Origin of the sequence: Nonomuraea sp. NPDC050691 (assembly GCF_040654455.1) — a bacterium.
Lineage (GTDB): Bacteria > Actinomycetota > Actinomycetes > Streptosporangiales > Streptosporangiaceae > Nonomuraea.
Window position 1 is genome coordinate 1 of sequence record NZ_JBFAIA010000243.1, and the last position, 10058, is coordinate 10058.

Genomic DNA, 10058 nt, shown 5'->3' on the forward strand with positions numbered 1-10058 from the left:
GTCCCAGACGATGACGGAGGTGCCGTCCGCCGTGCCCGCGCCGTTCACGTCCAGGCACTTGCCGCTGGACGTCCGCAGCTCACCGGCACCGGTCGAGGTCCACTGCTGAGCCGCCTGCCCGCCGCAGTCCCAGATACGCGCCTGCGCGCCGTTGGCCGGGGAAGCCCCGCCGACGTCCAGGCACCGCCCCGACCCCACGCCGCGCAGCGCGCTCGTACTGCCTGAGGAGCCGCCCTGCCCGACTCCCTTGCCCGTGAAGGTGAAGGAGTCGACGTCGAACGCGTTCGCCGACGGCGCCTTGAAGACGACGAAGACGTCGCGGGTGCCACCGGGATCGGTGACCCGGACCGCGGGCAGGGACATGTAGCTGTTCCATCCCCCGGTCGCCGGTACAGGACTGGAGGCGATGAGCGCCCCCGTCGGCGAGCCGGCGCGCAGCTCGATGGACGCCCCGGTGCTGGACGGCGCCGAGACGCGGAAGGACACCGTGTCGATCCCGGACAGGTTGACCGGGGTGAAGGAGACCCAGTCGTTGTTCGAGACGTCACCGATCCGCCTGCCGCCCTCGGCCCCGGGCTCCTCGACGATCCGGATCCCGGACGAGCCGGTGAAGTGCTCGGCCTGCTTGTGCTTCGGCTGGAGGGTGACGCCGGCGCTGCCCTTCAGGCCGCCCTTGTCGGTGTAGTCGGCGGACAGGACGTAGTAGACGTTGGACGCCTCGTCATGGCCGGAGGCGGTGGTCGCGACCGTCCCGGAGCAACCGGTGTACTGGCCGGTGTCGTGGGCGTGCTGGTCATGGCCCAGCGCGGTGATCACGTTGACCTTGGCGCAGTCGACGGCGCCGTCCTCGGGATCGGTGACGTTCACCGTGTAGGCCACCTGGTCGCCGAAGTCGATGAACCCGCCGTCGGGCGGAGCCGAGAAGACGACCTTGGGACGGGTGTTGCCGACGCTGACGGTCAGGGTGGTGCCACCCGTCTTCCCGCCGGAGTCGCGTACGGTCAGCTTGACGGTGTAGGTGCCGTCGGCGGTGTAGGTGTGGGACGGGTTGGCGCCGGTGGAGGTGCCGCCGTCGCCGAAGTCCCACGCGTAGGTGATCGGGTCGCCGTCCGGGTCGGACGAGCCCGCCGAGGAGAACGCCACCGCCAGCGGCGCGTTGCCCGAGTCGGGGCTGGCGCTCGCCTTGGCGACGGGAGCGCGGTTCCCGGCCACGTAGTCGACCCGGTAGACGCCGTCGTCGGTGTTGTCGTGGCCGAAGCCGTTGCCCCAGTCGGCGTAGTACAGGGCGCCGTCGGGGCCGAACTTCATGTCGATGGGCGCGTGCGGAGCCAGCTGCGCGACGAACGGATTGATCTTCAGGAGGTTGCCGGAGGCGTCGAGGCGGAACTCCTTGACGAAGTTGCGGCTCCACTCGTAGAAGAACGGGGTCTTGTCGAAGTACTCCGGGAACTTGCGGTCCGAGGCGCTCGCCCGGTCGTAGTGGTAGAACGGGCCGCCCATCGGGGCCGCGCCGCCACAGCAGTTGATCTCCGGGAACTCGGCCGAGGCGTGGTAGTTGTACCAGACCGTGGCGGGCTTGGCCGCGGGCAGGCTGGTCATGCCGGTGTTGTTGGGCGAGTCGTTGACGGGCGCCGAGCAGTTGAACTTCGCGCCGGAGGCGTTGGTGGCGAAGTTGAAGTCGTTGAACGGAATGTTGTTGCCGACGCAGTACGGCCAGCCGTAGAAGCCCGGCTGCTTGATCAGGTTCCACTCGACGGTGCCCTCGGGGCCGCGGTTGGGGTTCGCGCTGCCCGCGTCGGGGCCGTAGTCACCCACCGAGATCCAGCCGGTGTCCTTGTCGACCGCGAAGCGGAACGGGTTGCGGAAGCCCATCGCGTAGATCTCGGGACGCGTCTTCGCGGTGCCGGGCGGGAAGAGGTTGCCCGACGGGACCGTGTAGGTGCCGTCGGTCTCGGGGTGGATGCGCAGGATCTTGCCGCGCAGGTCGTTGGTGTTGGCGGCGGAGCGCTGGGCGTCGTAGTGCTCGCGGCCGGGCCGTTCGTCGATCGGCGCGTACCCGCTGGAGCCGTTGGGATTGGTGTCGTCGCCGGGCCCGATGTACAGGTTGCCGCCCGGGCCGAACGCGAGGTAGCCGCCGGTGTGGCCGGGCTCGTCGACGTTGCGGTACGCCGGAACCTCGATGATCTTCTTTTCGCTCGCCAGGTCGAGGCTGGTGCCGTTGAAGGTGAACCGCGACACCCGGTTCACCTCACCGCCGTTGGAGGGCGAGTAGTTGACGTAGATCCAGCCGTTGGCGGCGAAGCCGGGATCCAGCGCCAGCCCGACCCCGCCGTCCTCGCCGCCGTCGTAGACCGGCAGCGTGCCGATGACGCGCCTGGCGCCGCCGCCGGCGGGGATCAGGTTCACCTTGCCCGAGCGCGAGATGTAGAAGACCCTGCCGTCGGCGGCCACGTCCAGCTCCATCGGCTGGTCCGGAGCCCCGTCGAGCGTCACCTTCTGGAACCGGGCCGCGGCCGTGCCGCCGCAGTCGCCCGACGCCGCGCCCGCCGCCCACGTCACCCCGCCCAGCAGGTGCTGCTTGAACAGCGGCTCGGAATAGGCGGAGGCCTGGTGGCCCATCGCGGTGGCCCACACCCGGGCGCCCTCCGGGTTGTGACACCAGGAGATCGGGTGGTCGGCGCCCATCTTGCTCGGCCCCGCGTCATAGGTCGTCTCGTCCGCGGTCACCAGCACGTGCACCGAGCCGCGCGCGTTCTTGTCGAAGTTGTACCACTCCTCCGTGCGGACCCACCGGTCCGGCAGACCCTTCGTGGACGGGTGGACCTTGTCGGCCACCTTGGCGGTCCCCTGCACCGTCGCCGAATGCGCGGTCATGTGCGCGCCGGCCAGCACGACCTGGTCCCACCAGGGGAACTGCGCCTCGATGTTCATGTCGGTGGCGTTGTGGACGGCGACGACGCCGTGGCCGCCGCGCACGTACGCCTGGAAGGCCTGACGCTGGGCGTCGTTGTCCCACACCATGCCGCTGGTCTGGAACATGATCACCGCGTCGTAGGTGTTGAGGGCCGCGGTCGTGAAGATGGCCGAGTCCTCGCTGCGGTCGAGCTGGAAGTCGTTGTCGGCCGCCAACTGCTGGAACATCGTGACACCGGCGGCGATGGAGTCGTGCCGGTAGGCGCCCGCCGCGGTCTCGGTGAACAGCAGCACCTTGAACTGCGCGGCGGCGTGCGCCGCCGGCGGCGCCACGAGCCACATCAGCCATAACAGGGCGGCGGCTGTGACGGGGAGCAGGCGTGATCTTCGCATGGGGGGTCTCCTGGGGGGTTACCGGTGACGGTCGGAGGTGAGGTGCGAAGGCCGGAGCCGTCTGGGCTCCGGGGAAACGGTCGGTCAGGTCAAGAGGGTGCGCAGGCGACTCCCGGGAATCGGCCGGTCAGGTCATGAGGGTGCGGAGGAAGGCGAGGCCTTCGGTGGCGAGGGCGTCCTGGCTCGGGGCGAGGGGACGCCAGACGGATGCGGCGGTGGCGATGGTCGTGTTGTCGGCGGTGAAGGACTCGATCACGAGCGGGCCGCGATAGCCCACGTCACGGACGGCCGCGGCGAAGCCCGGCCAGTCGAAGTGGTCGCCGCCGGGGGCGCCGCGGTCGGTTCCGCACACCTGCAGGTGCTCGATCCTGGCGCCCGCCAGCCGGACGGCCCCGAGGGGGTCCTTCTCCTCGATGTTCATGTGGTAGGTGTCGAGGGCGAGCCCGCACTCCTCCGGCAGAGCTTCGAGCGCCTGCTCGACGGTGTTGATGACGCTGGTCTCGTACCGGTTGAGCGGTTCGACGCCGATCCGGATCCCGCGTTCGGCCGCGTAGGCGACGACCGGTCTCAGGTTCTCGCTCAGCTCGGTGTAGAGCGCGCGCCGCTCGTCCGGGCTCATCGGCCAGGCCCGGCCGACGGAGGCGTAGGCGGGTCCGCTGACCGCCGGCGCGCCGACGGCCGCCGCCACGTCCACGCAGTGCCGCAGGTAGTCCTGGGTGTCCTGGACCTGCCGGGGCGAGGCGCCGACGAGCTCGCGTCCCGGCGGCATCGCGAGCACGACCGACGCGCCGAGGCCGAGCCCGTCCAGGAGGTCCGCCGCCCTGTGCGGGTCCCAGTCGCCGGGGTGCTCGACCGGCAGCTCCACGACGTCGAATCCCCACGCGGCGATCCGCGGCGCGAGGGCGGCCAGCGACTCGTCGGTGAGCGGCGACACCCAGACCCACGTGTTGACGCCGATCACGACGTGCCGCCCCACTTCCCGGGGTAGCCGGGCAGATCCTCACAGCCGCACAGGGCGTAGTGCAGCGGCGGCATGCCGGGCTTGAGGTAGGTGGCGAGGTTCTCCTGGGTGATCGTCGGTTGCGGGAGGTTCCAGTGCTTGGGCACCTGCTCACCCTTGAGAATCTTGAGCGCCGCGAGGACGGGGGTGCGCCACTGGTACGTCGGGTAGGTCGGGGCGATCGCGGTCAGCTTCGCGTCGTTCCACTTCGTCAGGAAGTCCTGCTGGTCCTCGCCGTTGATCGGCGGTACGGGCAGGCCCGCGTCCTCGAACGCCTCGACGGCCGCGACCGCGGTGGCGCCCGCGTCCATCCAGACCCCGTCGATCTTGCCGTGACGCTGGATGTAGTCGCTGACGATGCTCTTGGTCTTGGCGGCGTCGCCGTCGGTGAACTCCACGCCGACGATGTCGAGGCCGCTCCTGTCGAACGCGACCTTCGCCGCCGACCACCGGGTCTCCAGCACGTCCACGCCGGGCAGGATGCGCAGCGCGAGGATCTTCCCGCCGGCCGGCACCTTGCCGATGAGGAACTCGGCCGCCTCGGCGCCGAAGGCGTAGCCGCCGATCGGCTTGATGAAGGTGACCGGGCAGTCCGTCCGTACCCCCCGGTCGAACACGATGACGGGCACCTTCGCGCAGGCCGCCGACACCGCGGGGGTCAGCGTCGCGGTCGTGTTGGGCGAGACGATCAGCGCGTCGCAGCCCTTGCCCTGCAGCTCGGCGATGTCGGAGATCTGCTTGTCGTCCTTGCCCTCGGCGTCGAGCGCGGTGAAGCGCGTGATCTCCTTGTGCAGGGCGACCTCCGCCTGCATGGTCTTCCAGCCGACCTGCCGCCAGGGGTTGTCGACGGCGGCGTTGGAGAGGCACAGGTGGTACGGCGGGGCCTTCTTGTACGCGGCGGTGCCGACGAGCCGCGGGGCGATGCTCTGCTCCCACGGCCGGGCGGGCGAGCCGGACGGCTGCGCGCGGCGCATCGCCATCTGGGCGTCGTAGTCGGCCTGCACGAAGAACTTCGACTGCGCTCCGGTGCCCCGGTCGTCCCGCGGACCGCCGGCCCCTGCCGACGCTGCGGAGGCGGAGGCGGAGGGCGGGGGCCGGTCGCTGGTGCACGCGGCCGCCGGCAGTGCCAGCACGGCCAGCGCGGCGGAGGCGAGGAGCCGCCGCGGAGTTGAACGCATCGTCTTCCTTCCGTCAGGAGGCGGCCGCGGCTCTTCGGCGCGGGAGGCTCATGCCTCCCAGCGCCACAGCGGCGATGATGATCACACCCTGTACGGCCGGCTCGAGCGCCCCCGAGACGCCGTACAGGTTGAGCAGGGTGAACAGCGCCTCCAGGGTGAAGGCGCCGGCCATCGCCGCGATGACGGAGCCGCGGCCTCCCCCGAGGGCCACGCCTCCCAGCACGACAGCGGTGATGGCCTGGAGTTCCAGGCCTTGACCGGCCTGCGCGGACACCCCGGCGAAGCCACCGAGCAGGATCGCGGCGACCGCCGCGGACAGCCCGGAGATCATGAACGCCGCCGTCCGCACCCGGGCGACGCGGACCCCGGACAGAGCCGCGGCGCGGTCGTTGTCACCCGCCGCGACCAGTGTGTGACCGAAGCCGGCCCGCATCGCGCGGATCGCGCAGGCCGCCACCGCGACGAGGACCAGGACGGACCAGGGCACCGGGCCGAGGCTCCCCCGTCCCAGCTCCCGGAACTGCGGGGACAGGGCGCCCCGGGGCGCGCCGCCCGTCCACAGGAAGATCGCCCCGGACAGGATCAGCAGCATGCCGAGCGTCGAGATGAACGACGGGACCCGGAGCAGCGTGGTGACGACCCCGTTGACCAGCCCGACGAGCGGCCCGAGAACGATCAGCAGGGCCAGCACGGGCCAGGTCGCCTCCGCCGAGCCGTCGAGCAGCCGGGCGGCGATCACCACCTCGGCGGTGACGAGGGAGCCGACCGACAGGTCGAACTCGCCGGACACGATGACGAAGTACTGCCCGGCCGCGAGAATCACCAGCGGCGCGGCTCTTTTGACGAAGGCGAGGAGGGCGGGCGGCTCCAGGAAATACGGGTGGGCCACCGCGATCGCCGCCAGCAGCCCGGCCAGCACCACGAAGATCGGCAGCGCGCGTCTCATGCGGCCCGCCTCCTGCGCGCGTGGACGGCCAGGGCCGCCACCAGGACCACGCCCCGCACGACGTCCTTGGCGAAGGAGTTGACCTCGAGCTGGTTGAAGATGCTGTCGAGGACGGCCAGGAGCAGGACTCCGCCGACGGTCCCGGCGACCCCGCCGCGACCTCCGGCCAGAGCCGTCCCGCCGATCACGACCGCGGCGATCGACTCCAGGTCGTATCCGCCGTCGGTGCCGACCGTCGGCGCGCCGGCTCCGAGCCGGGAGGAGAGCAGCAGCCCCGCGATCCCGGCGCAGAGCGAGCAGAGCACATGGGCGGCGACCACCACCCGCTCGGTGCGGACTCCCGACAGCCGCGCGACCTCGGCGTCCCCGCCCACCGCGTAGATCCGGTACCCCAGGCGCGTCCGGTTGAGCAGGAACCACGCGGACGCCGCCACCGCGGCCCACAGCAGCGCCGACACCGGCAGCGGGCCGATGCGGTCGTACCCGAGATGCTGGAAGGACTCGGGCACGCTGCCCGCCGGCCCGTCGTACCGATCGTCCAGCACTCCCCTGATGATGAGCGCGACGCCGAGCGTGGCGATGAAGGCGTGCACCCGGAGCCGCGTGACGATCAGGCCGTTCACCAGTCCGGCCGTCGCGCTCACCGCCAGCACCGCGGCGACCGCGGCCGGGACGCGCCCGTCGGCGCCCCCCATGGTCTCGGCCGCGACGAGTGAGGTCAGGCTGATCAGGTAGGCCACCGACAGGTCCAGGCTCCCGGCCAGGATCACCAGGGTCTGGCCGACCGCGACGATGCCCAGTGCCGCCGATCGCTGCTGGATGCCGACGATGTTCTCCTGGCTGAGGAACCGGCCGCCGTCCAGGGCGAACAGCAGCCAGCCCAGCACGACGAGCAGGGCCAGGGCCACGTAGACGGCACGCGCCGGCCGCTCGGCCGACAGTCGCCGCAGGAACGAGCCGCCGGTCCGGGCGCGCCGCAGCTTCAGCTGCTGGGTCATGACGCGGCCGCCAGCCGCATCACGGCCTCCTCGGTGGAGCCGGCGGGCAGTTCTCCGGCGATGCGGCCGTCCCGCAGCACCACGATGCGATCGCTCATGCCGATGAGTTCGGGGAGCTCGGAGGAGATCATCAGGACGGCCGTCCCGTCGCGGGCGAGTTCGCGCGTCAGTTCGTGGATGGCGGCCTTGGCGCCGACGTCGACGCCACGGGTGGGCTCGTCCAGCAGCAGAACGCGCGGCGCGACCGCCACCCATTTGGCCAGCACGACCTTCTGCTGGTTGCCCCCGGACAGCAGCCGGACCTCCTGCGCGGGCCGGGGCGGACTGAGCCGCACCCGCTCCAGCAGCCGCTCGATCCCTGGCCGGCGCATCCGGGCGGCCCGGGCGACGAGCAGGGCGTTGTCGCGAACCGGCTGGTTCAGCAGGAGCCCTTCGGCCTTGCGGTCCTCGGTGACCAGGCCGATCCCCGCGGCGACCCCCTCGCGGGCCGAGCGGGGACGGCAGGGCGTCATCTCGCCGCTGGTGAAGGGCTCCGCGCCGAACAGCGCCTTGGCCAGCTCGGTGCGGCCCGAGCCCTGCAACCCGGCCACCCCGACGATCTCCCCGGCGCGCAGGTCGAGGTCGATGCCGCGCAGCCTGGCGTTGCCGCCGCCGCGCACGCTCAGCATCACCCCTCCGGGCGGTTCCGCAGCACGGGGAGGGTAGTAGGAGTCCAGCTCCCTGCCGACCATCAGGCGGACCAGAGCCGGGATGTCCACGCTGGAGGCGTCCGTGGTCGTGACCCGGGCGCCGTCCTTGAGCACGGTGATCCGGTCGGCGAGGTCGAGGATCTCGCGGAGCCGGTGCGAGACGTACAGCACCGCGATGCCGCGCGCGGTGAGCCGCCGCACCAGTGTGTGCAGCATGTCCGCCTCGTGGTCCGCCAGGGCGGCCGTCGGCTCGTCCATCACCACGATGCGGGCGTTCAGCGACAGCGCCTTGGCGATCTCGACGACCTGCTGGCGCGCGACCGAGAGCCGCCGGACGGGTTCGCGCGGGCCGAACGACTCCTCACCGAGAGAGGCCAGCAACTCGGCGGTCGCCGAGTCCATGGCGGCCCGGTCGACGAGCCCCCGCCGGACGGGTTCGCGCCCGAGGAAGACGTTCTCGGCCACCGTCCGCTCCGGCAGCAGGCTGAGCTCCTGATGGATGATCGCCACCCCGGCCCGCTGTGCGTGGATCGGGTGCCCGAAGGCCACGACGCGACCGCCGATCTCCATGCTCCCCTCGTCGGGCGCGTGCACGCCGGCGAGGATCTTCATGAGCGTCGACTTGCCGGCGCCGTTCTCCCCCACCACCGCGTGGACCTCTCCGGCGGACGCCTCCAGGTCCACTCCGTCGAGGACGCGGACGCCCAGGAAGCACTTGCCGATGCCGGTCATCTTCAGCACGGGGTCGGGCACGGGCGTCTCCTGCGCAGGGAATCGAATCGATTCGCACCGAAAATAGGACTGCCTATCAGAGGTGTCAAGCATGCTTATCCTGAGCGCGCGAATCACCTTTATCAGCGCCTTTCAGCCGCGCTTCGCAAGAACAGGCACCTCAAACGCCTCGTCCGCTTTCGAGAAACCTGAGAATCAGTCCAGCTCCCTCCTGCGGCTCACTCCAGATGAGTATGAAACTTTCATGAACAGTGCCGGAATGACGTCCGTTCACCTGCTCATCGATTCGATCTACGATGCGGGAGGCGGGGGTCACCGGGGAGGAGCGGGATGAACATCGGCGAGATCGCCAAGCGGTCGGGGGTGGCGCGCAGCACCGTCTCCTACGCCCTGAGCGGCAAGCGGCCGGTGTCGGAGGCGACCCGCCGGCGCATCCAGGCGGTCATCGACGAGCTGGGCTACCAGCCCAACGCCAGCGCCAAGGCGCTCAAGGAGGGCAGGACCCGCACCATCGGGCTGGTCATCCCCCCGGCCGGCCGGCGCCTCACCGACATGCAGCTCGGCTTCGTCGCCAGCGTCGTCGACGCCGCCGCACGCGCCGACCTCGACGTCCTGCTGTCGCCCTCGGGAGGCGAGCACGACCGCTCGTTCGAGCGGCTGGTGGGCGGAAGGCGTGTCGACGGCGTCATCCTCATGGAGGTCCGGCTGGAGGACGACCGGGTCGCCCGCCTGCGGCGCAGCGGGCTGCCGTTCGTCGGCATCGGCCGCACCGGCCGCCCCGACGAGATGTCCTGGGTGGACCTCGACTACGAGACGCTGATCTCACAATGCGTGCATCACCTGGCCGATCTGGGCCATCGCCGCGTCGCTCTGGTCAACCGGCCCGGCGAGCTGCTGGCCGCCGGATACGGTCCGGCTCACCGGGCTCGGGCCGGCTTCATCCGCGCCGTGGCGGAACGCGGAGTGGAAGGGGTGCAGGCGTGCTGCGCCGACGACGCCCGCGCCGGAGTGTCGTGCGTCGGGCGGCTCCTCGCGGACCATCCCGATCTGACCGCCCTCGCCACGATCAACGAGGCCGCGATACCGGGCATGTACCGCGCGATCGAGCGCATGGCACTCACCCAGGAGTGGTCCGACGTCGAGTCCACCCCCGAGGCCTCGGCCGCCCGCGGCCTGCTGGAACAGGTCATCGCCGAACGGGCGCTGTCA

General features: G+C 71.2%; 7 protein-coding genes. 1 reads left to right on the plus strand and 6 read right to left on the minus strand.

The genetic code is table 11. The features are described 5' to 3' along the window. From AB0H81_RS41435 to AB0H81_RS41460, 6 genes are all read right to left on the minus strand, one after another. Positions 1 to 3306, minus strand: a 3306-nt coding sequence (locus AB0H81_RS41435) for a ThuA domain-containing protein (RefSeq protein WP_358386923.1), incomplete at its 3' end; no start/stop codon positions are given. A 127-nt stretch (positions 3307 to 3433) separates the two neighbouring features. Next, positions 3434 to 4267 carry a sugar phosphate isomerase/epimerase family protein gene (locus tag AB0H81_RS41440; protein ID WP_358386926.1) on the minus strand — a complete coding sequence of 278 codons (834 nt, stop codon included), beginning with the start codon at positions 4265 to 4267 and terminating at the stop codon, positions 3434 to 3436. Beyond that, complete coding sequence (locus tag AB0H81_RS41445; protein WP_358386929.1) at positions 4264 to 5484, minus strand: substrate-binding domain-containing protein; 1221 nt, start codon at positions 5482 to 5484, stop codon at positions 4264 to 4266. Before AB0H81_RS41445 ends, AB0H81_RS41440 begins: the two co-directional genes overlap by 4 nt. A gap of 13 nt (positions 5485 to 5497) precedes the next feature. After that, entirely contained in the window at positions 5498 to 6430 is a 933-nt protein-coding gene (locus tag AB0H81_RS41450) for an ABC transporter permease (RefSeq protein ID WP_358386931.1), read from the minus strand. Then, positions 6427 to 7428 carry an ABC transporter permease gene (locus AB0H81_RS41455; RefSeq protein WP_358386934.1) on the minus strand — a complete coding sequence of 334 codons (1002 nt, stop codon included), beginning with the start codon at positions 7426 to 7428 and terminating at the stop codon, positions 6427 to 6429. The genes AB0H81_RS41450 and AB0H81_RS41455 overlap by 4 nt, the downstream gene beginning before the upstream one ends. Continuing rightward, positions 7425 to 8849 (minus strand): sugar ABC transporter ATP-binding protein, encoded by a 1425-nt coding sequence (locus AB0H81_RS41460; RefSeq protein ID WP_358386939.1) that lies wholly within the window; start codon positions 8847 to 8849, stop codon positions 7425 to 7427. Before AB0H81_RS41460 ends, AB0H81_RS41455 begins: the two co-directional genes overlap by 4 nt. Before the next feature lie 330 nt (positions 8850 to 9179). Here AB0H81_RS41460 and AB0H81_RS41465 point away from each other — a divergent pair. Then, positions 9180 to 10058 (plus strand): LacI family DNA-binding transcriptional regulator (locus AB0H81_RS41465; RefSeq protein WP_358386937.1); only part of this gene is annotated, 879 nt, incomplete at its 3' end.

Bases quoted from the DNA above. Each gene is read 5' to 3' on its own strand.
- AB0H81_RS41460 (WP_358386939.1), bottom strand. From the start codon at position 8,849: ATGACCGGCATCGGCAAGTGCTTCCTGGGCGTCCGCGTCCTCGACGGA.
- AB0H81_RS41455 (WP_358386934.1), bottom strand. From the start codon at position 7,428: ATGACCCAGCAGCTGAAGCTGCGGCGCGCCCGGACCGGCGGCTCGTTC.
- AB0H81_RS41445 (WP_358386929.1), bottom strand. From the start codon at position 5,484: ATGCGTTCAACTCCGCGGCGGCTCCTCGCCTCCGCCGCGCTGGCCGTG.
- AB0H81_RS41450 (WP_358386931.1), bottom strand. From the start codon at position 6,430: ATGAGACGCGCGCTGCCGATCTTCGTGGTGCTGGCCGGGCTGCTGGCG.